Below are 24,895 nucleotides of genomic sequence, written 5' to 3' on the forward strand. Positions count from 1 at the left end.
GCTCCTGCAGGGGGGATCAATCGGTGACCGCGCGCATGCCGATGCGCAGGACCGGCGTGGCGTCTGCGGCGGTGCGGATGCCCAGCGCGCGCGCCAGCAGCGTGTCCACGCTGGCCTTGCCGGGGCCACTGACCAGCAGCCAGAAGAAGATCAGGCTGTAGACGATCTCGTCGGCTTCGACGTAGTCGTCCAGGCCCATGAGGTTGGACGACACCACCAGCGTCACCGCCACGGCCATGTTGATCAGCATGGGGATGCACACCAGCCGTGTGCACAGGCCAAGCATGATCAGCAGGCCGCCCACCAGCTCCGTCCATGCGGAAAGGCCCGCGCTGAAGGCCGGATACGGGATGCCCCAGCCGATGAAGCGCTGGGTGAAGCCGTCGAGGTTGTGGACCTTGGCGATGCCGGTTTCCAGCCAGAAGTATCCGAACACCAGGCGCACCACCAGCGGTCCGAGCCATTCGATGCGGTGAAGTACTGCAAGCAGGCGCGATGCCTTGTCGGCGATGAACTGACGCATGACACGAAATCCGTGGAATGGGGTGAGGCGATGATGCGAAGCACGGTCGCGCGTCGCCATAGCCGTGCGTCCGCCGTTGCTTGCCGGCCGTCCTGTCCTGCCGCGCGTCGTGGCGCGGCCTTCCACCATCGGACGATCGGGCACAAAACGGAGACGCCGGGGAACAGCCGCCGGCCCCGCGCCTGTCGAGAATGGCCACGTCGGCTCCTGCGTCGAAAGCGCATGTGGGGCCCGACGTTTCCTACCCGTGCCGCCACGTGGCGGCGCCACCCACTGATCAGGAGTGTTCCATGAAGACCCACAAGCTCAACGGTGCCGCCATGGCGATGATGGTTGCCGGCCTGTTCGCCGTGACCACGATGTCCGCCTCCGCGGCCGAAAAGACGGCCGCCGGCAAAACCGCCGACACCGCCAGCGTGAAGTGCACGAACTCGTCGGCCTGCAAGGGCCACGGCGCCTGCAAGCAGGCCAGCAATGCCTGCAAGGGCCAGAACGCCTGCAAGGGCCAGGGCTTCACCATGCAGAAGAGCCAGGCCGATTGCGACGCGGCCCAGGCAGCGGCCAAGCAGGCGTAAGACCTGCGGCGGGGCCTTCGCGCCGTGCCGAAGGCCCCGCCAACCATGGCCATGACATACGCCAAGCAAACGTCCCACTCGTTGCCGTATCTCGGCTTTGGCCTCGGCCTGCGCGTCGATCATTACGAGGCGCTGCTGGAGGAGCCGGGCAATGTGGAGTGGCTGGAGATCGTCTCCGAGAATTACCTCGTGCCCGGCGGACGCCCGCTGCGCTGGCTGGAGCGGTTTCGCGAGCGCTTCCCGCTGGTGATGCACGGGGTGTCGATGTCCATCGGCGGCACCGATCCGCTCGACCTGGCCTACCTCGACCAGCTCGCCGCACTGGCGCGCCACGTGCAGCCCGCGTGGATTTCCGACCACCTGTGCTGGACCGGCGTGGATGGCGTGAACCTGCATGACCTGATGCCGCTGCCGTACACCGAGGAGGCACTGCGCCACGTGGTGGAGCGCGTGCGTCGCGTGCAGGACAGGCTGGGCCGGCGCATCCTGCTGGAAAACGTCTCCAGCTACATCAGCTATGCGCAGTCGCGGCTGACCGAGTGGGAGTTTCTCGCGGCGGTTGCCGAGCAGGCGGACTGCCTGATCCTGCTCGACATCAACAACGTGCACGTGAGCGCGCACAACCACGGGTTTGATGCGCTGGACTATCTCGACGGCCTGCCGCCTTCGCGCGTGCAGCAGTTTCATCTCGCCGGCCACGAGCACGGCGGCGCGCTGCTCATCGACACCCACGACGCGCCCGTGGTGGATGCCGTGTGGGACCTCTACATGCAAGCCGTGCGCCGCTTTGGCCGCGTGTCCACCATGATCGAGCGCGACGACCATATCCCCCCGCTCGCCACCTTGCGCGCGGAACTGGACCACGCCCGCGCGCTTGCCGATGCGCTGTCGCGGGAGGCCGCATGAGCGGGCTGCGCGCCATGCAGCTGCAGCTCGCCGATGCGCTGCGTTCGGAGGCCATGCCGTCGTTGGCGTTGCTGCGCGGCGATGGCGTGGCCGACGCGACGAGCCGCCTGGCGGTCTATCACCACGGCTACCGAGCTCGCCTGGTGGAGGCATTGCACACGGAGTTTCCCGGTTTGGCGCTGCTGGCCGGCAAGCAGTTTGCGCGTGTTCTGCACGACTACGTGACCGCCCGTCCGTCGAGCCACTTCAACATCCGCTGGCATGGCGAAGGCCTCGCCACCTTCCTGGGCCAAACGGCGCCATGGAGCAACCGGCCCGCCCTGGCGCAGATGGCGCAACTCGACTGGGCCATCTCCACCGCGTTCGACGCCGCCGACCACGCCACCATCGGCGCCGGCGAGCTGGCGCAGGTGCCAGCGGATGCCTGGGCCACGTTGCGCCTGCATCCCCTCCCGCATGCGCGCCTGCTGCGTGCCACGCATAACGTCGATGCGTTCCGCCGCGCGGCGGACCGGCACATGGCGCGCCCCTCGCTGCGCCGGTTGCGCCAGCCCAGGCATCTGCTGGTGTGGCGACCCGCGCTGGAGGTGCGTTATCGCCCCGTCGCCCCTGCCGAGCTCCCCGCGCTGCAGGCCGCGCTGGATGGCGAAACGTTTGCGACCCTGTGCGCGCGGCTGGCCGAGCGGCACGGCACCCGCGCCGCGCTGCCACGCATGGCCGCCCTGCTCGGCCAATGGCTGGACGACGGCCTGATCGGCAGGCTGGACATGGGCTGACGCATCGCCATGTAACCTGGCCCTGCCCCCCCGGCGAAGTCACTATGGAGACATTCGCCGAAGGGCACCCATGTACATCGAACCGAACCCGTCGTTGCCCGCCGGCCCGCGCCCCAGGCTGGTCGAGCCCGCGCTGGAATCCCTGCTCAACCGGTCGATGCTGCAGGTGCAGGTCGTGGCCGAGCTGCATCGCTGCGGCTCGTGGTACGAAGACGAGCCCCGCTACGAATGCGGCCTGTTCCATCTGGTGGGGTCCGGCCAATGCCGGGTGGAGTGCGACGAGCTGGGCTCCGCCGCGGAGCTGGAACCCGGCGACCTGGTGATATTCCCCCACGGCACCCCGCACCGCCTGCTTGGCGCGCCCGGCAGCGACGAAGCCCGCACCAGCCTGATCTGCGGCGAGTTCCGTTTCACAGGTTCGGGCCAGCACCCGCTGAACCTGGCGCTGCCCTCGTGCATGGTCATCCGTGCGTCGCAGGCCAGCACGCCTTTCCGCCAGCTGGCGGCGACCATGGCCGAGGTCGTGCACGCCGACTGCGCCGGACGCCACGTGCTGCTCAACAAGCTGGCCGATGCGTTGTTCACGCTGGCGATCTGCGATTACGCGCGCCAGTCCGCCGAGCGGCACGGCCTGTTTGCCTCGCTGGCCGATCCGCGCATCGCACGCGTGCTGCAAGACGTGCACGCACACCCGGGCAAGGCATGGACCATGCAGTCCATGGCCGCACTCGCCTGCATGTCACGCTCCGCCTTCGCGGAACGCTTCACCCAGTTGATGAAGATGCCGCCCATCCAATACGTCACGCAGTGGCGCGTGAGCGTGGCGGAACAATTGTTGCGCGACCGCCAGCAATCGGTGGCCGGCATCGCGCAGCAATTGGGATACAGCAGCGAAGCCGCCTTCCGGCGTTTGTTCAAGCGCGTGAGCGGCATATGCCCGGGGCGTGTTCGCGTCGCGGTGAATTGAGCGGCGCCAGGCCGTGCGTGGTCGTACTCACCTTTGGAAGTGCCTGGAAAATCCAGGCCCGGTTCGCGTTTGCCGGAAAGGCGACGCGCCATGCGAAGGTCGCCGTTCCCAGTGGCGGGCACCTGCCAGGAACCACCTGACAAGGACCTATGCAGGGCTTCTCACTAGTCAGCGCCCAGCGGCTACGGCCCCTCGGGCACCCACACGAAGCTGTCGCCCTGCTTCGTCACGTGTCCCAATCCAGGGAATGGAAAGTGGACCGCGTAAACACGCTCGTTGTTTTCCGCCATGCGCTTCAGCTCCGCACGCCGGGTTGACTGCGCCGCGGGCGCATCTTCGTCGTATTCCACCGTCCATTCCGGTCGCTGCACCGAGACAACGTAGTGATGCACGACGTCGCCGATGTAGAGCAGTCGCTCGTTGCCCGACGTGATCTCGTAGGCGCTGTGTCCCGGGGTATGGCCCCGGACATCCACCGCGTTCACCACCCCAGGCAAGATCGTCGCGCCTGGTTCAAAGGTTTCGACCTTGGGCGTGATGGCAGCGACGAGAGCTGCGTTGCCGCCATCCTTCTTCAGCGCCTCCCACTCGGGCGCCGAGATATGGATGACGGCGTTGGGAAACGCGAGAGCGCCGCCGCGCGTGAGCAGTCCACCGGTATGGTCCTGATGACGGTGCGAGATGAAGATGTCCGTGACCTGCGCCGGCGCCACGCCCGCCTCGCGCATGGAAACCGGCAGGCGCCCCGCACGAGCGAAAGAAGCGTCCGCCGCGCCGGTGTCAAACAGCAGCACGCGCTTCCCGCTACGCACCAGCAATGGCTGGATGCTCAGGTGCAGCACATCCGTCGGCTGCCCCGCTGCGGCCAGCAACGCGCTGACAGCCCCGTTGGGCTGGCCGACACCGAAGGTCTTGCCGTCATTGGCGGCATCGATGTCGCCGTCTTTGAGCGCGACCGCATCGAGCTTGCCGATCTTGAAACGGAATATGTCGGGATGACCCGCCGGCGACGCTGCCTGCTGCACGGCGTGAGTGGCAGCCGGCAAAGGCCCGGCATACCCGGAAAGCATCACGCCCAACAGCAGGGCAGAAAGCGCAGCGGGAACATGGAGGCGAACCATGGGAGTGACCTCACGTGGATTGTGGTTAAGAGAGGCAACCGACGGCGATGTTTGCGAACCACTGAACAAATGGACATACCCGCGAGGTTGGCGTCGCAAGTAGAGATCTGGCCGCCGATGTCGGTTGGAAGCTGACCTAAGCGATGCCTTCGATCAGTATAAGTCCACGATCACTGCAACCGCGGGACCAGCCATCAGCAGCCCACCCAACAGGGACCGTTTCCTGGCGCCAGTAAACACATGTCCAGATAGCCACAGTGATGCCAGCAGGCACACGACACCGCCAAGCAATATGGAGACGGAGACATGTCGGTGGCTTTCGATAACAGAATGCGGCGTCCCCGGCACCGGATCGCCAAGCTGGGACATGACTCCGTAGTACGCCAGTAGCCAGCCGGAGACAGCCAGCGCCAAAGCCAAGTTAGCGATCCGACCTACGTTCATAGTGCCCCCTGTGGATCATAGTCCGCTGCGGGTCGGAAGCGGACCCTTCGTTTCAAGCAAAATATCGCGCCTTCACAGTGGGCGAAACAGCGCATAGACGCACAGCGCGGCGATCGGCATGGCGCAAATGGCAATCGCGATGCATGCCCGGATTCGAGCCTGTGCTAGTGCATAACCTGAAGCCACAAGGGCAGCGAACAGTGTTAGGGCACCCACAAGCGTTGCCGTCGTGTAGACGCGTTGCTCCAACGCGTACGCTTGGTGTGGGTACCCTGGGGGCGGATCGCCAAGAAGGGACGTCATCGCAAAGAAACAGATGAGCCATCCTAAAGGAGCCAGGCAAACAGCTAGGTTGGCAGCGGTGGACTGCTTCATGCCGATAAATCTCCCAATGCGAGGTTCTGCTCCACCCTCAATTGACCTACGGCCGGATTGTCCGCTCCGGGTGGCGGCCTCAACCGGTCGATGCAACAGCTTGTTGAAATCGCTCGGCCGGTGTTTCGAAGCCTAACGTTTCTCGCGGTCGTTCGTTCAATTCTCTGGCGACGGCATTGAGCTTGGCCTGGGTGATGCCCGAAACATCCATGCCCTTGGGAAAGTACTGCCTCAGCAAGCCGTTGGTGTTCTCGTTAGAACCACGCTGCCACGGATGGTACGGGTCACAAAAGTAGACCTGGATGTCGGTGGCCAAGGTAAAGCGATGATGGTCCGCCATCTCCGATCCCCGATCCCACGTCAGCGACCTATAGAGCTCCCGAGGTAGCTTATGCGCGTGCTTGATTAGTGCATTGATCACCGTCTCTGTATCGCGCCGATCAACCTTGACCAGCATCACGTAACGCGTCTTGCGTTCGACCAGGGTGGCGATCTGACTGTTCTTGTTGCCAAAGAGCAAGTCACCCTCCCAGTGACCGGGCACCGCACGATCCTCGACACACGCCGGTCGCTCGCTGATGGAGACAGTGCCGGTGATCCTTCCGTGGTCCTCGGTCTTTTGCGTGTGATGACGCGAACGACGCATCGCGCGCGAGCGTCGCAGATGCGCGAGGAGCTCCTTTTTAAGGGCTCCCCGGGACTGGATGTAGAGCGTGCGATAGATCGTCTCGTGTGACACCTGACAACTCGTATCGTCGGGGTAACAGTGCTTCAACCACCCTGCAATCTGCTGCGGCGCCCAATGGTGCCGGAGTTTGGCCGCCACCCATCGCGCCAAAACCCGATGCGTGGCCAGCTTACAGAGCTTGGGGCGTCGTGCTCTAGCCCAGGCCGCCTCGTCTGCCTGGCTGGCACGATACGCCAGCGGGCCGCCGTTGCGAGCAATCTCACGACTGATGGTCTAGGGAGCGCGCTGCAGTGAGAGGGCAATGGCGCGGATGCCATGCCCTGCCACCAGAGCGCGTGAAATGCCCTCCCGCTCAGCCAACGTCAACGCGCGCAGCGAACGTCGACGCCGCAGTGGACGGATGCCGCCAGAAGCCGCGAGAATCTCGCGAACCGACGAGTGGTGCCGATCAAACGCCGCGCGATCGAATGCAGCGAGTCACCCCGCTGCCAGCGATCCCACATCTGGGACTTCTGCTCTTCGGTGTAATAGATGCGGGTACGGTGTCTCATCTGCAACACTCCTGCTGCTTGCGCAGTCGTTAGTGTGTTGCATCGACCGGTTGAGGCCGCCGTCGACAGCGGACACCCTAAGCTTAGCAAGTGCTGGACCGCCCACAGGTCCCACCGCTGATGCAAATACCTCTAGCACCCAAAAGTAACGCGCAGCCGTTCAATTCGAGAGCAAGAATCGGATTTTTCCAGCAAAGCCCTGCCGCCTAGCCTCTTCCTCAGGTCATCGAGTGATTTTGATGATCACTCCACCAACCTGAGGAAGCACTCCGATGAGCAAAGAAGAGAACAATAAGGCTGTTGTCGCCCGTTGGTTTACAGAATTCTGGGGCAAGAATGTCAATCTGGCGGTCGTCGACGAGATCGCTTCGCCGGACATGCTGCTCAAGTATTCGTTGCACGAATCGCGGCGCGGCCGGGCTGACATCAAGGCGTTCATGACGGACTTTCGTGCGGCATTTCCCGATCTTAATTTCTGGGGTACCGCCGATCTGATCGCCGAGGGTGATTACGTCGTCGGCCAATGGGAAGGTGGCGGCACCCACACGGGGCCGGCTTTTGGCGACTTCCTGGTCGGCGGCCTTCCGGCAGCGACAGGTCGCAAGATGCATTTCACCGGCACCACGGTGCTGAAGGTGGTCGACGGCAAGATCGTGGAAGAGATCGGCCTTGACGATGGCGTAACAGCACTCATGCAGCTCGGCCTTATCAAGATCACCGCACAGAATGGCGATGCCTGATCCCGTGTGGAGTAAGGGCAGTATCGGACGTGTCTAGTTGATGACAATCCAGGGGCCGGTGCGCAAGCGCCGGCCCCTTTTGCCTTCGCCGCGAATGCCTCGACTCACCCTTCGAATTTGACCGCAAGAAGCGGAGCGTTATCACCGCACGCGATCGATAGATTGCCGAAACACAAAGTCCCACAGGGCAGCTCGCCAACGCGCGAGAACGACGACCACATGGCCTGGCGCCCCTCCGAGGTGTCGCTACATCCAGGAGATTGACTGCTTCACGCGGAGGCCTGTGGTGCCCTTGCCGAGGCGTCTTATTGAACGGTGAGAACCATGAACCTCAAGCCTGACAGCGAACCTTCCATCATTCGCAAAGACCATCTTCAAGGCATCCACGAGCCAAGTCGGGCCGTGAGCTTCAGTGATGCCGCGTTCTCGATCATCATCACGTTACTCGTGCTGGAAATTCACCGACCCGTGGCTTCCCCCGGGCACTTGGCGCACGAGCTTCTAAATGCTTGGCCGTCGTATGTGGCCTATGTAGTGGCCTTCGTCTATGTCGGCATCATCTGGCTCAATCATCACTACATGTTTGAGCGCTTGTGCGCAATCGATCCAGCACTCAATTGGATAAACCTTGGGATCATTGGAACCTCATCGTTGATTCCCTTTCCCACGGGGGTGCTGGCAGAGGCTATCCGCGACGGCGATTTGATGGACCAGAAGGTCGCCGTGGTGCTGTATGCCTTGGTGTCGGCACTTATGTCCGCAGCGTGGCTACCCGCATTTTCGTACCTCCGCTGCCACCCCGAACTGGTGAAACCCAACCTTCCCCCCACCCTCTTCGCCAAGGAAGTGTTGCGACCCTCGGTTGGCATCATGCTTTTCGCGATTGCGGCGCTCGTTGGGTGGTTCATTCACCCCTTCCTCGCCGTCGGCATTTTTCTGTTGGTCGTCGTGTACTACGCCTGGACCAGCCAGGGCACTCACGCGTTTCGCTGAGCTTATCAACCATCGCCTTGAGCGACGCCATCATGTTCATTCAACGGTCTAACGCACGGGCGGCGACCACCTCATTTTTCGGGCTAGATCTCATTACGTCGGTTCTTCGAGAATCCCTTACGCGCACGGATATCAGCGCGCTTCGACTGGAAGACCTCGTCCTCCAGCTATTGGACATGGATGAGCACGAGGCAGCTGCGGTTGCCGCGCTGAAGGGCGAGCCATCAGTCCTTTTCCGGCGAGATCCGGAGCACTTTCTCGATATCTTGCTGCAAGTCATTCGCCACTATCGGCTCTCTCCCTTGTTCAGCCGAGATCCTGAATGCGAGCACCACCGAAGCGTGCATCCGGCCGCCTACCACCGACGCGCGGGCGAGCCTTATCCCGCTGACATGGCACAGTGGCGTTCTGACTTTCGCGCCATGAACCCCGAACAGCAGATGTTCTCCGCGACGCTCATCTGGATGTATCAGGCCGGACCCGATTCCACGTGGTTGCGTCGCGTTCCGTGTACCTGGCGGGCGTCAGAAGCACTGCAGTATCTGAGTGATGCCGGATGTCTGGCACGTTGGCTCATGCTCATGGCGCATTACGTGCCTTGGTAACAGTCGTTAAGCCAAACGCAATTTGATCGCAAGGAGCGGAGTTAACCACGCGCTGTCCGTTCCTACACTGGCATCACTGTCCAAGCCATCGAGTGATATCGCCATGAACGTCCGTCAACGCTTCCCGTTTGCTTGTAACTTCCGCGCCCCGGGCAACTTGCTTTCCGGCGCGATCGGCTATGCATTTGGCGAATCGAGCCTGGGCACCGTCGTGGTGGCCCGAAGCCTCAACGGTGTCTGCGCCATTTTTCTCGGCAACGATGCCGATGCCTTGTGCCGTGATCTCATCTCGGCCTTTCCGGCCGGTGAACTGGTCGCGGAGCAGACGTCATTGCAACACGAGGTCGACCATATCGTCGCCTTTATCGACAAAGGCACCGTCGAGGGCACCATCACGCTCGACATCGGTGGCACGCGCTTTGAACAGCAGGTCTGGAAACAATTGTGCGCGATTCCCGAGGGTGAAACGCGCTCCTACAGCGACATCGCGCAGGCGATGGGATCCTCTGCATCCACACGGGCCGTGGCTGCTGCCTGCGCCGCCAACCTCCTTGCTGTCGTCATTCCGTGCCACCGCGTTGTCCGCAAGGACGGGTATCTCTCCGGTTATCGCTGGGGTGTGGAGCGCAAGCGGACCTTGCTGGTCGAGGAAGGCGCCCGATGACCAAGACAATATCGCCCTGCGTGGCGCCAACCCCATTTTGGAATGCACGGCGATGGGCATGACGACGCTTGATCTCTTCCCGCGCAGCACACCGCCCATCGTGGACCGCATGGGGCCCTGCGCTTTCGTACTACGCGGTTTTGCCCTGCCGATCGCCGCCGAGCTCGTTCGCGCCGTTACGGCCATTGATGCACTTGCGCCGTTTCGTCACATGGAGACGCCAGGTGGATTCACCATGTCTGTGGCGCTCACCAATTGTGGCGATCTCGGGTGGACCACGGATCGCCGTGGCTACCGCTATACGACTGTTGATCCCGTTTCAAATCAGCATTGGCCGGCGATGCCGGCCACGTTACGTGCCCTGGCCAGGACCGTCGCCATTACCGCTGGATTTGGGGCCTTCGAACCGGATGCCTGTTTGGTCAATCGCTACCTTCCGGGCTCCCGCTTGTCGTTACACCAGGACAAGAACGAGCGGGATTTCGACGCGCCGATCGTGTCTGTATCACTAGGTATGTCTGCTGTCTTCCTGTTCGGTGGGTCAGCTCGATCGGATAAGACGACGAGAGTGCCTTTGCATCATGGCGACGTCGCAATATGGGGCGGCGAAGACCGCTTGCGCTACCACGGCGTCATGCCGCTCAAAGATGCTCCGCACCCGCTACTGGGCGCCCAGCGTATCAACTTGACCTTGCGCAAGGCGGGTTAACGGCCATGAATTTCACCGCAAGAGTCGGAGTTTTAAATGGCAGTAGCGTGGATACGATGCACACGTACCTAGAAGCTTGATCATGAACCCAACGCGTAAAAAAGACCCTGTGGTTGCGGCGCGACGCGAAGTAGAAGTCCTCTTCAAGTCGCTCGTAGAAACGGGGCATGCCCAATGGCATGTCAATGACGAGGGCCAAGTCGAACTCCACATGGAGAACGGCGAGATCTATCTCCTCGGTGATCTAGGCATCACGCGACTGCGCTGATGGATCGCACCTTTGGCCATCTTCCTTTACATCAATCGCTCACCGCGAGCACAGAGGATTCGTAGTATGGAATTGTTCCAGAGTCGTTTGAATTCGCCGCTCGGTGAGATGCGGCTCGTGACCGATGCACAGAACAACGTGCGTGCATTGGATTTCGCCGATCACATGGCTCGCCTGCACCGCGGGTTGCGCGAGCACTACGGCACGGCGGAGATGACGGACATTCCTGCGCCGCCGGCGATTGCCCAGGCCATCACCCGCTATTTTGACGGGGATCTGCACGCACTCGATGCGCTCACCACGGCGACGGCCGGGTCCGGCCTGCAGCAGCAGGTTTGGGCCGCACTGCGTAAGATTCCGGTAGGTACCACGACCACCTACGGCAAGCTGGCCAAGCAACTAGGATTCAGTGACCCGCGTGCGGCTATCGATATGGGTGCAGCCAATGCGGCCAATCCCATTGCCATCATCGTTCCCTGCCATCGTGTCATTGCGAGCAATGGCGACCTCAAGGGCTACGCCTGGGGTTTGCATCGCAAGCGTTGGTTGCTTGAGCACGAGGGGGCAATGGCTCCCCAAGCCGGACATGTCAACGCCACGCTGCCGGGATTCTAGGTGTGGTTAAAACAGTTCTCGCAGCCACGCTTTCGCCGCGTGCTTATAGGCAGGCTTCCGCATTTCTGTCCGAACTGGATGAGGATTGGGCATGCCATGTCGCTGCCATCGGTCCGTGTCGACTCGAACCCAAGCCGACACGGGAACCGTATGAGGCACTCGTGCGTGCGATTGCCTATCAGCAACTCCACGCCAAGGCGGGGGACGCCATCCTGGGGCGTCTGCTGGCGTTGTACCCAGGGATGGATTTCCCGTCACCTGCCGCCTTGCTCGCCGCGGACACCCGCACGCAACGTGCCTGCGGATTCTCAGCGGCCAAGGTCGCCACGATTCGTGGTATCGCAGAGGCAACCATCCAAGGGACGGTGCCGAGCCTGATCGAGGCCCAACACTTGCCCAGCGATGCACTCGTCAGCCGCCTGACGTCTCTGCCTGGCGTGGGGCGCTGGACTGTGGAGATGTTCCTTATCTATTCCTTGCAGCGTGCCGACATCTTGCCGGTGGACGACTTTGGCGTTCGTGACGGTTACCGGCGCCTCAAAGGCTTGGACAAGGCGCCGTCGCCCCGGCAAATGCGAGACATCGGCGCGGCGTGGAGTCCATGCCGGACGGTAGCTACCTGGTACCTGTGGCGCGTCCCGTCGAGCAGCTGAAATTCATTCGCAAGAATCGGAGTTCTTGCGACCGAATTCCGCCCTACGATGGCGCCATTCTCGAAACCGACTGGACATTCGACATGACCACCTCCCTTTCGTCAGGCCAAGCCTTCGCCACGGATGAAGCGCGATGGGAGGCGCTGAAAAAGCGCGATCCAGCGGCGGACGGCCACTTTGTCTATGCCGTGCGGACCACCGGCATCTACTGCCGGCCGAGTTCCTCGGCGCGCCTGCCCAAGCGCGAGAATGTGGTGTTCTTCGACACGGCCGAGGCTGCCGAAGCGGCCGGGTATCGCGCAAGCCGCCGTGCCTTGGGCGACCAGACCGCCGCGGCCGCTGAGCGTGCCACCCTGGTAGCGAAGGCCTGCCGCCTGATCGAGACCTCGGAAACCCCACCTAATCTGGATGAACTGGCGGCCAAGGCCGGCTTGAGTTCTTTCCACTTCCATCGCGTGTTCAAGGCGGAAACAGGCCTGACGCCGAAGGCCTATGCTTCGGCCTTTCGTGCTCGTCGACTCCGTGAAGGCTTGAGTGCACTTAAGTCATCGGTCACTGACGCCATCTACGACGCCGGTTTCAATTCCAATAGCCGATTTTACGAGGCTTCCAATCAATTACTCGGCATGCGGGCCCGCGACTATCGCGCGGGTGGTGCGGGCGCGGTCATTCGTTTTGCAGTGGGCCAGTGCTCCCTGGGCGCCATCCTGGTGGCTCAAAGCCAGCGCGGCATCTGCGCCATTCTCTTGGGAGAAGACCCCGATGCGTTGGTGCGCGATCTGCAGGACCAATTTCCCAAGGCCCAGCTGATTGGTGGCGATGCGGAGTTCGAGCAACTCATCGCACGCGTGGTGGGGTTCATCGAAGCGCCGTCGGTTGGCTTGAATCTGCCTCTGGATGTGCGGGGTACCGCATTCCAGGAGCGCGTCTGGCAAGCGCTTCGCGAGATCCCGCCAGGCACAACGGTGAGCTATACCGAGATAGCAGAACGTATTGGTTCGCCCAAGGCGGTGCGTGCGGTCGCTCAAGCATGCGGTGCCAATCACATTGCCGTTGCTATTCCATGTCACCGCGTCGTACGCCGCGACGGCGATATCGCTGGTTATCGATGGGGCGTGGATCGCAAACGCGAACTCCTGCGTCGCGAAACCGAATTCGAATCGGAAACCTTGTCATGACCTTCCTTGCCGATGCCATTGAACAACGAGACTGGGCCGACATCGAGCAGAAACTAGGAATGGAAGGCTTCGCCCATCTGCCCGGCCTTATCAATGCAGATGCCTCCCGCTACCTGGCGCACCAATCGCTGTCACTCTTGGCGAGCCAGTCCGAGTCTCTTGCATCCAAAGATCTAGGCCAGGGTCATGTGGCGTACTTAGGGCAGAGCCTGCCGACACCCTGGTTGTCGGGACGTACCGCGTTCTATCGGCATCTCGCACCTATGGCCAATCGGTGGAATCAAGCCCTCGGCGTGGCGTACCGCTATCCCGGTCACTTCGAAGAGTTTCAGGAGCAGAATCGCAGAGACGGACAGACTCAGGCGCTATCGCATGTGATTCGCTTGGGCACGGGGGACTATCTTTCACTTCATCAGCGCAACCTCGGAGCGCGCATTTTTCCCATGCAGGTGATCGTGCTCTTGTCCGACCCCGGCGCGGACTTTGGAGGTGGCGAGTTGGTCATGACCGAGCAGCGCCCACGCATGCAGTCGCGACCGATGGTGCTCCCCCTGGCCATCGGCGACGCGGCCATTATCAGTACGTCAGAACGTCCCTTTAAAGGAACCAAGGGTTACTACCGCGCGAACATCAAGCACGCCATCAGCCGCGTACGCCACGGCGATCGCGTCGGCGTGGAGCTTTCCTTTCACGACGCGCCATGAGAGACGATCTGCGATGTACACCTTGATCGACACGAACGGCAAGCCGTACCAGAGCACCAGACCCGGCACACTGGGCGGCCATCGTGGCGGCAAGATCTACGGCCGTCTGGATTGCCGCGCTGCTCTCCAGGCGATCGCGCGCGGAGGATACGTGAAGCACCGTGTCTTCTTTAAGGACGAAACGACGGCTATCGGTGCCGGCTACCGGCCTTGCGCCGTTTGCCTTCCAGAGAAATACGCGGCATGGAAGAAGCGTCGCGATTGCAACGCCTGACTCACACATTCAGAACCGGCAAGACAGAGACTTTAGATGGCCAACCGAAGCGCACTAACCAATACTCACGCCTCGATGCCGAGCGCACTGGTAGCCCATATCGCGGCGACCGATTGGCGCGGTCTCGAAGAGTCCATGACGGCGAATGGTTACGCCGTTCTGCCTCGCCTGCTCGGGCCGGAGCAGTGCCGCGAGATAGCGCGATTCTTCAACGACGAGGCGCGCTTCCGCAGCCACATCATCATGGAGCGCTACGCATTTGGTCGCGGCGAGTACAAGTATTTCAGCTATCCGCTACCCGAAGTGATCGACTGTTTGCGCGGTTCACTCTATTCCCGCCTGGCACCTATCGCCAACCGCTGGCACCAGGCCATGCGCATCAAGGAGCGCTTTCCCTCAACGCTCATCGAATTTCGCGATATCTGCCATCAGGCCGGTCAACGTCGACCCACGCCTCTGCTGCTGCGCTATCAGCCGAACGATTACTGCTGCCTACACCAGGACTTGTATGGCGATCACGTCTTTCCGTTCCAGACGGCTCTTCTCCTTGACGAACCGGGCCAAGATTTTGACGGAGGTGAGTTCTTGCTCACCGAGAGTGATCCGAAGAAGCCCGGCCGCGCCGAGGTAGTTCCCTTGTGTCAAGGAGATGCCGTGATCTTCGCGGTTAATCATCGTCCTGTGCGCTCGGCGCGCGGATACTATCGTGCAAGCCTTCGTCACGGCGTGAGTCGTTTGTACCGCGGGCATAGGCACACGCTGGGAATCATTTTCCACGACGCCAAATAGGCCGGCCGGATCTCTTCAGGTGTGGACCTCGGATGTCCGCCTCGGATCGAAAGTGGACATGCAGCAATCATCGCTGAGCGGTCAGCCTCGGTGCCTTGGCGGCGGGCCAAAACCGGGGTCAGCATGCACCTTTCTGGGCGTTGCTTATAGGACAAGCTAGAAAGTGCACTCTGAGATACCCCGGTTTCGAGTGAGCCCGGTTTTGCTTGTTAGCAAGAAAAGCACTCTGGGCTGTCCTCGCTTTCAAGCGCCCTTGAAATCAGCGATGGCCCAAAATCAGGGACAGCCCACTCTGCCCCTTTTCTCTTGGAGCCGGCAACCTTGAAAAGATGCCCGTGGTTCATGAACCCAGCAGCGGGAATCCTTCCAGTTCAAACCACTCAAGGCTCACGATGTCAGGAGCCCAGCCGTCGAAGCCATCCAGGATAAGCGTGTCGCCGTCGTGATGCGCTTCCACCGGAATGGTGATCGATCGGGAAATCCACCAGCGCTGCTTGGCATCCTGATGGCGCGCATTGGGGGCCAGCACGCGGTGCGCAGCGTCGTTGCCCGGGGACGTCTCCAACGCCCAGTGCACTCGAAAGGTGCGCAAGTATTCCGTGGACGTGTAGCGCACTCGCAAGGCGTATATCTTGCCCTTCTCCGAAGGCACCTTGAGCTTTAGCGCACCGCCACCCGGGCCGGGCTCACCGGAGCCGATGAAGCGGAATACCGGCGTATCGGGCTTCAGATGCAGCTCTTTGGCTCCCATCTCACCGGAGTTGGAGTCAAGAAACGACTGCCAGGCATCCTGTCTGACGCCGGAAGTGCCTTCGACGTTCAGGCTGCCATTCGGCCATGCCGCCAATACGGGATATTCGTCTCCCGGGTTCCATCCCTTTACGGCAGCCAGAATGGTGTCCTCAAGGCTGTAGTGCCAGGCGTGAACAAGACTCTCGTTCGACGCCTGGATCTGGCGCACCACGTCATCCGTTTCTTCGTACAGGGTGCGAAGAAATTCCTTGTGCTTCGACTCGTAGTAAGCGTCGCGGTCAGCAACGGCCTGGGAGTGAAGCTGGTTTTCGTCGCTCGTGTCCCTGTCGGGAGCCTTCAATCCCGCGCGCTTGCCGCCATCCGTGAAGCCGTAGCCATCAAAAACGGTCCTGGGGATCATGATGCCCTTGGGCATGATGGCGAAATCCTGGTGCGTCCACCGTTCGACCGGGCCTATCTTTGCAAGGCGTTCCTTCAACCCCTTCTGCTCTGCGCACATCACGTTGCCGATGTGCGTCAGGATCTCGTGATAAGCCAGGCGCAGGCGCCGCCAGTAGTCGGTGCTGGCAACGGGAATATTGCGATCCTGGGAGGAAAGCGTCGTCGCATGACGCAGGGCGAGCAGCATGAAGGAGGCCGCGAAAGACCATGCCCTGATGCCGGTTTGGGCGAGGGCCGAATCAAGGGTCAGCGAGTTGAAAGCGCGTACCATGGTTCCGTTCTGGTCCAGCGCCTTGAAGGCGCTCGTCCTGAAGTTGGCGACCGATTCCTTGTCACCATCCTTCGCATTGGCCATGGCGGAGCTGTAATCGAGATACGCGCCCTCGACGGCAGCCTGGTCCTCAATGACCATGAGCTTTTTCATCAGCAGGCCGATCTCGCGAACGATCTCCTCACCCGGCATCGCCGGTTTGTGGGGTGGTCGTAGCCACGTATGAAGGATGTTGATCAGGCCGGCGCCGATGGGGCCGACACCGGGGATCAGGAACGACGCGTACTCGGCAAGGGTCAGCGCCGCGTCGCCGGCGCTTCCGTCTTCGACGTAGAGCGCTGTGACTTCGGATTCCACACGCGCACGGTTCCGGTGGTGGAAGACATTCCCTGTGCGAAGCCCGATCGTCACGTCATTGCGTACAAAGGTCACCGCGCCGCGATTGGTTTCAAGACGAAGCGCGACGGATCCTTCGGGAAAGCCGTTCCATGCCTCGGCCAGTACCGACACTTCGGTCTTGAGCAATGTCGTTCCTTCGGCCAGGCCGAACCAGGGCGTCGCAAATTCCGCGTATGCCTCGGCTTTGAGCGCCAGTTCCGTACCTTCCTCGCCAAGCGCCTTGATGCCGGATTCGGCGTCGGCAAGGCTTGGCGCACCAAAGCACAGATATCCCCGGCAACCATCGAGCAAAGCCGCTGCCGTGCCGGGAGTAAACATGGCGTCGACCGCCGCGCCCACGTCCAGGGAAGCGGCTCCATCAAGGGCAACCGCGTATCGATGTGGGTGGCTCATTCGGCGATCTCCGATGTCTTGATGATTTTGGAAAGCGCCAACTGGGCGATGGCCGCGCACTGCGGCTTGACCAGCTCTTTCTCGTGTCCCGTCGCCGCTTCCTTGCCCTTCAGGCCGGTAGCAAGCGTCGCGTAGATCGCGCTGGAGGGTGGGCTGGGGCTCATGCCGACGGCGTCCTGATACGCCGTGACAAGCACATCGCGCAGTCGCGCAACTTCTCCGTCCTCCAGCTTGACGTAGTCACCCGAAAAATAGACGGAGACGTAATGCATCAGGAAGCCCTGCGTTGCGAGCGACAATCGCTTGCTGAGCACGTAGTCGCCGACTTCTTTCCAGAACTGGGGGCCGGGCAGCGACTTCCACTTGTTGAACTGCTCGCGCGCGGCAACGCGGGCGTCGTAGTCGGGGTCGTCGGGGCGGGTCGGTCGCAGCGCGAAGCCGGCCAGGATGTTGGACGCGAGCGACGAAAGCATCGCCACCCCGCCAATTAGCATGCCCCAGAACTGGGTACGGGCGTACGACTTTTTGCTCTGTTCGCCGTCCTTGCCACCCTTATCCTTGAGCTTCTCGTTTCCTTCCTCTCTTGCACGTTCGATGGCGCGATCCATGTCTGCTGCGAAATCGGCGGCCCAGCCGCTGGCGAAAGGGCGCGACTCCACGGCGTCCATGGCCATGGTGCCCGCCAACTCCGATGTGGCCTCCAGGTCTTTGCTTTTGATGTCGTCCAGCGCGGCCCTGTAGGTGGCATTGGAGCTGGAAGCCTTGTCCGCGCCCATCAGCCGGTTGATGCGTTCGCGTGCGGATCGTTCCTGCTCCTTGAGTTCCTCTAGGGACAGCGACCGCTCGCGTTCGACATCGTGTTCCATGTCTTTGGATTCATGTTCACCAGAGCCGGGCATACATAGTTCCTTATCTTGGTAGGAGGAATGCGTAGGGGTGGTGGCCCAGGATTTCCGCATCGGCGCACGAAGCCGGGCAACAACCAGGCGGCTGAAGATGCCGACGTTCCGATCCGCCGCTACTGGGCGAAGCGCAGAATTGCTGGACGAGTGAAGGGTAGGCAACTGAAGATCTTCAAGAACTCGGAATAGGTGAACACGGATGACGACGTGCCACGTCCACCCACGCGACGTGCCGTCAGCAGCGCAAAGGTAATGCCGAGAACAACTGGAAGAAAAGTCAACACATCACTCCCCTATAGATGTGGCGCGACCCAGGCGTCGCACAGCGAATTGCCACCTCAACCCTTTCACCTGTAGATAATCTCCCATACGCACCGGACTTGAATGGCTGTCACAAAGGTCCGCCTGGGGTTGCGGTTTCAGCCGGTCGATGCAACGGATGAAACCGCAGTCGGAAGCGGGCATTACGGATGAGCGCCTGCAGATATCACGCTTTCTATCCACGGGATATAGCTTGAGACGCGAACCGCGTTCACGATTTCGCCGTTGAGGCCTTCTACGAATGGGCGATCTGGTGTCCACGCTCTCAAAAATGGATGGTCCTTTGGATATTTGCTCCAAGAGGCCAAACCCACTAGTTGCCTAGAGCTGCCATCCCCGATGAGCAAGGGACCACCACTGTCGCCGCTTCCTGTGATGCCTTCGAGCGGCAGGGCGGATGGCGGCGCGTCAAATCGATACCAGACGTAGCGCACGTCGTCACCAACAATCACATTGAAAGCATGTCGAAGCACGGTGCGGTGCGGGCTTTGGGCATCCTGGCCCTTGATGCCGTTGCCCGTGGCGCCCTTGCCTACAAGCTCGGCGGTCATGCCCACTTCCTTGTTCCCGCGATAGAGAGGAACAGGGGTTACATCCGTGACCGGTGACGCGAGTTCGATCAACGCAATGTCATCAGATGAGTCGAGAAATGCGTGCACCTTCGATAGATCGCCGGATGCCAGCGCCACCTTGATCAGCTGATCGGGTACTTTCTTGTAGCCGGGATGCATGATGACGCGTTTGATCTTGTGCGCCATACCGCCAATGGATACGTCATCGTCCATGCCTTCCATTTGCATTGGCGCCGCGTGAGCTGCGGTTACGACCCACTGAGGTGCAATCAGCACGCCATGCCCCTCGCCCGGCATGTCTACCAGCGCGGGGAATGCAGACGCCGGAACTCGATATTTGACATCATCAACGTCTGCCCGGATGACAACAGCTCCGACAGCGGTTGATACGGTAAACAGGCAGTAAGCGAAACTCCATTTCATTTGATCATCCTCGGGCCTTGATGGGTGGGTAACTGAGCCTACGGTGCAATGCCGGCTTTGGGTCGCAAGCGGACGATCCAATTACTGGTCAGTTGACTCGCCTTCGCCCATGGCCCGGCTGCCCAGGCTCAGGTTGTCTGGCTCGTCCGGCTGTTGAATCTGAAACGTGATCTGGCCGATTCCGCCCGTGCCGACAAAGTCGCTGGTGGCATGGAAGTGCTGATCCGGGTTGGCCTTGATCATTTGCAGCAAGGCAATGAGGTGGTCTACGTCTGAGGCTGACAGGCTCACCTCGATCTCCGCCCAACCATTGTTCCAGTCTTCCCATGACGCGCGCATCGCACGCTCCCCCTGTGGTCGATCCAAGCCTTGCCGAAGTCCACCCCGCAAGCGGACGCCCCGCCTCAAGCCTACACGTTTCCTCGGACCAGGACCCCGCTGCACTTGAGCGAATTGTTTCTTCGACGCATCCGGCACGTACCCGTCAGGAAGGTGATGCTGGACAACGCAGGCCACTATCCCCTGGAGCTTCCGGGGCTCGACCAGATGGTTGAAGCCATTCGCGACTTTCTTGACGATGTCATGCGGGTGGAAGGGTGAGGTCCTGCCGGCGGTTGTAGGGTTCGCCTGGGACCGGAGCAGACTTTTACGCTTCTTCTTCCTGCTCCCATCGATCGAGCGCAGACAGGAGTTCGGCTGTCTGGGTATCTCTATAGTCCGATGATCTGTAGCGAATATCTGCATCGGACAGGAAGTGCCAGACGACCTCGGGCAAGTTTGTTCCGAGGCCATGGCTTTGAATGTGTAGCCGAAGCAGCAGAGAGCCACGCTCCATATGCGCCAGTGCTTCCGCACTGGCCGGCTTTTGTGCGGCCAGTTCCCTCAGCACTTTCCGGACTTGTCCGGTCGTTTGCGGTTTCACATCCATGGCTTCACCTGAAACGCGGCGTGTCCGATATGGGTCGAGAGCGGATGCGCCCATATACACACCATCTACGTAATTTTACTGTGTGGCGCTCAGTAGTTGTTCCGACGCCCGATGGCCACCGGTGTGCTGGCATAGGGCCCCTCCCCCGCCGAGTAGCCCCATGCGTACCTTGCTGAAGATCATGGCCGCTGGAACCGTGAGCGTGGCCTGCGCACTTCCTGCGTGGGCCGCACAGTACACGTTCAAGGGTGGCTATCCGGATCCGAAGACCGTGCAGGACGCCTATGACGCCGCGGATCTCAATCGGGCCATCGCGGCTTACAAATTCTTCTATCCCACCGTCTCTGGCGAGGCCATCTTCGAGGGCAACCTGCAGATCGGCCTGAAGGTGAACAAGGCCTTCGGCACGCTGGACACCAAACCCAAGCATGTGGGCTATACGCTCAACTCGGATACGCCGTATGCGCCCCTGTTGGTGGATCTCAGCCAGGGGCCGATGACCGTGGAGATTCCTGCGGGCCCGCTGATCGTCGTCGCCATGGATGTGAACCAGCGCTGGGTCGCCGACATGGGCCTGCCCGGGCCGGATGCCGGCAAAGGTGGCAAGCACCTGCTCCTGCCGCCGGACTACAAGGGAACCATCCCCGACGGATATCACGTCTGGCACTCCTCTTCGAACTTCCTGCTGGTCGGCATACGGTCATTGCCCGTGGGTGGCGACGTGCCGGCCGCCATCGCACGCATCAAGACGGTGAAGTTGCGCCCGCTCAATCCACCCGCCGGCTGGACAGACCCCACCTGGGCCGACCTTACGCCCAAGCCTCAGGACACCACGCCGCTGAAGTGGGAAGACAACCTCACCTATTGGGAGGTGCTGGCGAAGGTGGTCGAGCGCGAGCCTGCGTTCGATGGCTACCGCAATTTCTATGGCGAGCTGGCCGCGCTGGGCATCGCCAAGGGCAAGCCGTTCCATCCGGACGAACGCATGAAGCGTATCCTCACCGAGGCCGCCAAGGAGGCCAATGCGCAGATGCGCGTGCAGTCGTTCGCCGATCGCCGCTCGGATCGCGTCGTGTGGCCCGACCGCAAGTGGGAATGGGCCGGCCTCATCTCCGACAACGGCAATTTCGATGCGCCGTCGTACACCGACCTGGAGGCGCGCGACCTCTGGTTCTACCAGGCCATCGGGGCCTCGCCCGCGATGTTCCGCCGTGGCGCGGGCGCCGGCTCGGTCTACTGGCTTGGCCTGCGCGACAACACCGGCGCGTATCTCGATGGCGGCAAGTCCTACAAGTTGAGCGTGCCGCTGCCCGTGCCCGACAAGCTGTTCTGGTCGGTGACGGTCTACGACGCCGAAACGCGCAGCCAGGTGATCACCGACCAGGGCAAGGCCGCGTTGCGCTCGTTGTTCGAACTGAAGGACACCGCATCGGCGACAAGTGGCACCGCCGATCTCTACTTTGGCCCGACCGCCCCCAAGGGACATGAAGGCCAGTGGATCAAGACCATCCCAGGCAAGGGCTGGTTCGTCTACTTCCGCGTCTACGGGCCCGAACAGGCGGCTTTCGACGGAAGCTGGAAACCCGCGGATTTCCAGGAGATCCATTGACCGTCGGCACATGACGTTCGCGAACGTCATGCTGCCCACGCACGCCCCATGGCAGACGGCAACCTTCGAGGGGACAGACCACCCATGCGCACCTTGCTCACCCTGATGATCGGACTCTCCCTCGCCGGCATGGCGCAGGCAGCCACGCCCAGCCAGGCGAACGAAACACTGCTGCAAAGTCGCGCCGCCCAAGCCACCATCTGGGGCATGCCCGCGGTGAACTACGACCTGATGCGGCAGCAGATGCTGACCAAGACGGCGGGCAAGGAAAACCAGGTCATCTATTGGGGGCGTCCGCTGGATTGGCACAACCAGACGCTGACACCCAATCCGGACACCATCTATTTCATGACCTTCCTCAACACCAAGGAGGCAGGGCCGATGGTGGTGGAGATTCCTCCCGCCGATGCCTCGGGCTCTCTCAACGCCAATATCGTCAACATCTGGCAAGCACCGCTGGAGGACGCCGGCCTGCTCGGCGTCGACAAGGGCAAAGGCATCAAGCTGCTGATCGTGCCGCCGGGACAAAAGGGCCCGTGGCCGGCAGGCTATGAGGTGCTTGAGCCCGGCACGCTCGGCAGCTATGCGCTCTTCCGGTCGAACATGAAAAGCCACGCACCGGCGGATGTGGCGCGGTCGATCGCCTATGCGAAGCGCGTGAAGGTGTATCCGCTTTCAAAAGCGGTCCATCCGCCGGAAACCGTCTTCGTTGATGTGCAGAACGTGGAATTCGATTCCACCATCCGCTATGACGATTCGTTCTTCGACAATCTCAATCGTGTCGTCCAGTTCGACCCGTGGCTTGACCGCGATCGCGTGATGATCGACCAGCTGCGTTCGCTGGGCATCGAGAAGGGAAAACCATACGCGCCCTCGGCGGAAACGCGCCTGGCCATGACTGCCGGTGTTCATGATGCACAGGAGTACCTGGCCGCCAAATACGACGCTGGCTTTCCCCCGTTCTACGAAGGCACCCATTGGACGATGCCGGCTGACCCTGCGTTGATCAAGGAGGCCCAGGCGGGCTTCAGCGACCCGGATGCCTATCCGGTGGATGCACGGGGCCTCAGCTATTCCTATGCCTACATCGGGCTCAAGCGCCTTGGCGCGGGGCAGTTCTACATGATCAACATCAAGGACAAGCAGGGCACCAGCTACGACGGTTCGAAAACCTACCGTCTGCACGTGCCCGCCAACGTTCCCGTCGAGCAGTATTGGTCGGTGACCGCGTACGACCGCGAGACACACGCGCTCATCAAACACATGGATCGAGCCAGCCGCGCCTCGAACAGCGCCGAGATCCAGAAGAACGCCGACGGCTCCATCGATATCTATTTCGGCCCCAAGGCTCCGGCCGGCAAGGAGTCCAACTGGATTCCCACCGATCCGCAGCGCCGGTTCGAACTGATGTTCCGCGCCTACGGCCCGACAAAAGCCTTCTTTGAAAAGCAATGGCGGCTACCGGATGTGGAGCGGGAGTCGTAGTCGTCACGATCATGATATGAAATCTAGCGGGGAAAGCATGGATCAGGTTCGCCATAAGACACCAGGGGCGACACATGAACCAGCCTCTCATCTGAGGAAAACTTCAGGCCAACCCAGCCGACCCACGTGCAGCCGTCCTTTTCGAACGACGATTCATCTCGATCCCGCTCCATGGATGCAACCTGGCGGGCTACCGTGCGTCTTGCGACGTTCCGGGTTCGACGCCGACCTCGGCTGCCATTCACGCCGGCTCGCCTTAAGCCTCCATCGCCAGCGTCGCAAACGTCGCCAGCCAATGCTCGCCCATGTAGTCGCCGGCGACATGGGCCAGCGCGCTGTCCAGATGCCGAGCCGCGGCGTCGAGCAGTCTCGTTCGACGAGCGTCTCCTTCGGGCAGTGCGCAAGCCAGCGCGCGCTGACACCATGCGCGGCTAAGGTTGAGGCCATCAAGGTGAGCGATCTTGCCGTCGCTGCGGTCGCTGACGGTGGCCGGCTCAAACAGCGTTACCGGTGCGCCTTGCGCGAGCTCGGGAAGGAAGCGCGCGAACCATGGATCAAACTCGGCCGGGGCGAGTACGTGCCGCATCAATTCCGCCTCCATCAGGGCGGGCGACAGGAACTCATCGCCCGACGGCTCCCACGCCTGGCATGCCACATCATTCAGATACCAGCGCCGCGCCGTATCCATGATGAGCACGGCCAGCGTCTCGCGCTGCGTCGCCCGCGCGAAATCGAGCGCCAATGCGAGCGCGAACGCCGTGTTGAAGTGCGTGCCAACGCGAATGGGATAGGTGGCCTTGGGCAGGAACGCCTCGAACCAGCCAACGAACACCTCGGTAAGCGGCGCGAAGGTCTTCGCCCAGCCTGCGGCCTGCGGTACCGTCGTGCCCAGCGCAAGCTGTTCGAACTCGGCGGACAGCGCAAGCAGCCACGCCCAGCCGTAGGGTCGCTCAAAGCCACGCTGGTGAGGCAACGCCAGGTAGGCGCACTCGCCCTGGACGTTCGCCGCGGTGACGTGTGCGTCGACTACCGCAATGATGCGCCCGGCCTCCGGCAGCGAAGGAAATCGCCGCAGCAGGTGCAGCACGAGCCAATAGCCATGCACGCACGAATGCCAGTCGTAGCTGCCATAGAATATCGGATGCAGGGCGCGCGGGCCCTGCACATCCTGCGGCCCCGCGAGTACGTGCATGAGCTTGTTCGGGTATTCGCGCGTCAGGTGCGACAACGCAAGCGACGCAAATTTGGATGCCAGCTCTGGCGTCAGCTGTGGGCCCATC

At 61.7% G+C, this 24,895-nt stretch carries 28 protein-coding genes and 1 pseudogene; 19 read left to right on the top strand and 10 right to left on the bottom strand.

Annotation, left to right across the window (positions count from 1 at the left end; genetic code table 11):
• Positions 1-16: 16 nt before the first annotated feature.
• The gene (locus JMF82_RS03135) at positions 17-523 is read right to left on the bottom strand and encodes a DoxX family protein (protein ID WP_236585272.1); all 507 of its coding nucleotides are present in this window, start codon (positions 521-523) and stop codon (positions 17-19) included.
• Positions 524-813: 290 nt separating this feature from the next.
• Here JMF82_RS03135 and JMF82_RS03140 point away from each other — a divergent pair, with 290 nt between their 5' ends.
• From JMF82_RS03140 to JMF82_RS03155, 4 genes are all read left to right on the top strand, one after another.
• Complete coding sequence (locus tag JMF82_RS03140; protein WP_201313083.1) at positions 814-1,098, top strand: hypothetical protein; 285 nt, start codon at positions 814-816, stop codon at positions 1,096-1,098.
• Positions 1,099-1,143: 45 nt separating this feature from the next.
• On the top strand, positions 1,144-2,004 hold the full coding sequence (locus JMF82_RS03145; protein WP_236585273.1) for a DUF692 domain-containing protein: 861 nt from the start codon (positions 1,144-1,146) through the stop codon (positions 2,002-2,004).
• Complete coding sequence (locus JMF82_RS03150) at positions 2,001-2,780, top strand: putative DNA-binding domain-containing protein (RefSeq protein ID WP_201313084.1); 780 nt, start codon at positions 2,001-2,003, stop codon at positions 2,778-2,780. The genes JMF82_RS03145 and JMF82_RS03150 overlap by 4 nt, the downstream gene beginning before the upstream one ends.
• A gap of 70 nt (positions 2,781-2,850) precedes the next feature.
• Positions 2,851-3,747 (top strand): AraC family transcriptional regulator, encoded by an 897-nt coding sequence (locus JMF82_RS03155; RefSeq protein WP_201313085.1) that lies wholly within the window; start codon positions 2,851-2,853, stop codon positions 3,745-3,747.
• Between the two features lie 182 nt (positions 3,748-3,929).
• Here the strand turns inward: JMF82_RS03155 and JMF82_RS03160 are convergent, their stop codons facing one another.
• From JMF82_RS03160 to JMF82_RS03170, 3 genes and pseudogenes are all read right to left on the bottom strand, one after another.
• Positions 3,930-4,937: an MBL fold metallo-hydrolase gene (locus tag JMF82_RS03160; protein ID WP_201313086.1), complete on the bottom strand. Its 1,008-nt coding sequence runs from the start codon at positions 4,935-4,937 to the stop codon at positions 3,930-3,932.
• Between the two features lie 447 nt (positions 4,938-5,384).
• Complete coding sequence (locus JMF82_RS03165; RefSeq protein WP_201313087.1) at positions 5,385-5,687, bottom strand: hypothetical protein; 303 nt, start codon at positions 5,685-5,687, stop codon at positions 5,385-5,387.
• Positions 5,688-5,766: 79 nt separating this feature from the next.
• Positions 5,767-6,926 (bottom strand): annotated as a pseudogene (locus tag JMF82_RS03170) (IS30 family transposase).
• Between the two features lie 272 nt (positions 6,927-7,198).
• Between JMF82_RS03170 and JMF82_RS03175 the strand changes: the two are divergent.
• The 12 genes from JMF82_RS03175 to JMF82_RS03230 all read left to right on the top strand — a co-directional run bounded on the left by JMF82_RS03175 (position 7,199) and on the right by JMF82_RS03230 (position 15,118).
• Positions 7,199-7,666 (top strand): ester cyclase, encoded by a 468-nt coding sequence (locus JMF82_RS03175; protein ID WP_201313088.1) that lies wholly within the window; start codon positions 7,199-7,201, stop codon positions 7,664-7,666.
• Between the two features lie 324 nt (positions 7,667-7,990).
• A complete protein-coding gene (locus tag JMF82_RS03180) occupies positions 7,991-8,659 on the top strand; it encodes a TMEM175 family protein (RefSeq protein ID WP_201313089.1) in 669 nt (222 codons plus the stop codon).
• A 17-nt stretch (positions 8,660-8,676) separates the two neighbouring features.
• Complete coding sequence (locus JMF82_RS03185) at positions 8,677-9,264, top strand: hypothetical protein (protein ID WP_201313090.1); 588 nt, start codon at positions 8,677-8,679, stop codon at positions 9,262-9,264.
• Positions 9,265-9,367: 103 nt separating this feature from the next.
• On the top strand, positions 9,368-9,928 hold the full coding sequence (locus tag JMF82_RS03190) for a methylated-DNA--[protein]-cysteine S-methyltransferase (RefSeq protein WP_201313091.1): 561 nt from the start codon (positions 9,368-9,370) through the stop codon (positions 9,926-9,928).
• A 58-nt stretch (positions 9,929-9,986) separates the two neighbouring features.
• Complete coding sequence (alkB, locus tag JMF82_RS03195) at positions 9,987-10,637, top strand: DNA oxidative demethylase AlkB (RefSeq protein WP_201313092.1); 651 nt, start codon at positions 9,987-9,989, stop codon at positions 10,635-10,637.
• 82 nt (positions 10,638-10,719) lie between these two features.
• Entirely contained in the window at positions 10,720-10,905 is a 186-nt protein-coding gene (locus tag JMF82_RS03200; protein ID WP_201313093.1) for a hypothetical protein, read from the top strand.
• A 66-nt stretch (positions 10,906-10,971) separates the two neighbouring features.
• A complete protein-coding gene (locus JMF82_RS03205; protein WP_201313094.1) occupies positions 10,972-11,520 on the top strand; it encodes a methylated-DNA--[protein]-cysteine S-methyltransferase in 549 nt (182 codons plus the stop codon).
• Positions 11,521-11,681: 161 nt separating this feature from the next.
• Positions 11,682-12,173: a DNA-3-methyladenine glycosylase 2 family protein gene (locus JMF82_RS03210; RefSeq protein ID WP_236585274.1), complete on the top strand. Its 492-nt coding sequence runs from the start codon at positions 11,682-11,684 to the stop codon at positions 12,171-12,173.
• Entirely contained in the window at positions 12,122-13,351 is a 1,230-nt protein-coding gene (gene ada / locus JMF82_RS03215; protein WP_236585275.1) for a bifunctional DNA-binding transcriptional regulator/O6-methylguanine-DNA methyltransferase Ada, read from the top strand. The genes JMF82_RS03210 and ada overlap by 52 nt, the downstream gene beginning before the upstream one ends.
• Positions 13,348-14,055 (top strand): 2OG-Fe(II) oxygenase, encoded by a 708-nt coding sequence (locus JMF82_RS03220; RefSeq protein ID WP_201313096.1) that lies wholly within the window; start codon positions 13,348-13,350, stop codon positions 14,053-14,055. Before ada ends, JMF82_RS03220 begins: the two co-directional genes overlap by 4 nt.
• A gap of 13 nt (positions 14,056-14,068) precedes the next feature.
• A complete protein-coding gene (locus JMF82_RS03225) occupies positions 14,069-14,329 on the top strand; it encodes an Ada metal-binding domain-containing protein (RefSeq protein ID WP_201313097.1) in 261 nt (86 codons plus the stop codon).
• A gap of 36 nt (positions 14,330-14,365) precedes the next feature.
• Positions 14,366-15,118, top strand: coding sequence for a 2OG-Fe(II) oxygenase (locus JMF82_RS03230; RefSeq protein WP_236585276.1), 753 nt, complete (start codon positions 14,366-14,368; stop codon positions 15,116-15,118).
• A 340-nt stretch (positions 15,119-15,458) separates the two neighbouring features.
• Here JMF82_RS03230 and JMF82_RS03235 read toward each other — a convergent pair whose 3' ends face one another.
• The 4 genes from JMF82_RS03235 to JMF82_RS03250 form a co-directional block, all read right to left on the bottom strand.
• Entirely contained in the window at positions 15,459-17,375 is a 1,917-nt protein-coding gene (locus JMF82_RS03235; protein ID WP_201313098.1) for a hypothetical protein, read from the bottom strand.
• Entirely contained in the window at positions 17,372-18,274 is a 903-nt protein-coding gene (locus JMF82_RS03240; RefSeq protein ID WP_201313099.1) for a hypothetical protein, read from the bottom strand. Before JMF82_RS03240 ends, JMF82_RS03235 begins: the two co-directional genes overlap by 4 nt.
• Before the next feature lie 467 nt (positions 18,275-18,741).
• Positions 18,742-19,593 carry a trypsin-like serine protease gene (locus JMF82_RS03245; protein ID WP_201313100.1) on the bottom strand — a complete coding sequence of 284 codons (852 nt, stop codon included), beginning with the start codon at positions 19,591-19,593 and terminating at the stop codon, positions 18,742-18,744.
• An 81-nt stretch (positions 19,594-19,674) separates the two neighbouring features.
• On the bottom strand, positions 19,675-19,932 hold the full coding sequence (locus JMF82_RS03250) for a hypothetical protein (protein WP_201313101.1): 258 nt from the start codon (positions 19,930-19,932) through the stop codon (positions 19,675-19,677).
• Positions 19,933-20,037: 105 nt separating this feature from the next.
• On the opposite strand from JMF82_RS03250, the gene JMF82_RS03255 reads away from it, so the two are divergent.
• On the top strand, positions 20,038-20,193 hold the full coding sequence (locus JMF82_RS03255) for a hypothetical protein (RefSeq protein ID WP_201313102.1): 156 nt from the start codon (positions 20,038-20,040) through the stop codon (positions 20,191-20,193).
• A gap of 46 nt (positions 20,194-20,239) precedes the next feature.
• On the opposite strand, the gene JMF82_RS03260 is transcribed toward JMF82_RS03255, so the two are convergent.
• A complete protein-coding gene (locus tag JMF82_RS03260) occupies positions 20,240-20,521 on the bottom strand; it encodes a hypothetical protein (RefSeq protein ID WP_201313103.1) in 282 nt (93 codons plus the stop codon).
• 160 nt (positions 20,522-20,681) lie between these two features.
• On the opposite strand from JMF82_RS03260, the gene JMF82_RS03265 reads away from it, so the two are divergent.
• Positions 20,682-22,130: a DUF1254 domain-containing protein gene (locus JMF82_RS03265; protein ID WP_201313104.1), complete on the top strand. Its 1,449-nt coding sequence runs from the start codon at positions 20,682-20,684 to the stop codon at positions 22,128-22,130.
• 84 nt (positions 22,131-22,214) lie between these two features.
• Positions 22,215-23,615 carry a DUF1254 domain-containing protein gene (locus tag JMF82_RS03270; RefSeq protein WP_201313105.1) on the top strand — a complete coding sequence of 467 codons (1,401 nt, stop codon included), beginning with the start codon at positions 22,215-22,217 and terminating at the stop codon, positions 23,613-23,615.
• A 256-nt stretch (positions 23,616-23,871) separates the two neighbouring features.
• Here JMF82_RS03270 and JMF82_RS03275 read toward each other — a convergent pair whose 3' ends face one another.
• Positions 23,872-24,894 (bottom strand): DUF2891 domain-containing protein, encoded by a 1,023-nt coding sequence (locus JMF82_RS03275; RefSeq protein ID WP_201313106.1) that lies wholly within the window; start codon positions 24,892-24,894, stop codon positions 23,872-23,874.
• Position 24,895 lies beyond the last annotated feature (1 nt).

Origin of the sequence: Dyella sp. EPa41 (assembly GCF_016586165.1) — a bacterium.
Taxonomy (GTDB): Bacteria; Pseudomonadota; Gammaproteobacteria; order Xanthomonadales; family Rhodanobacteraceae; genus Dyella.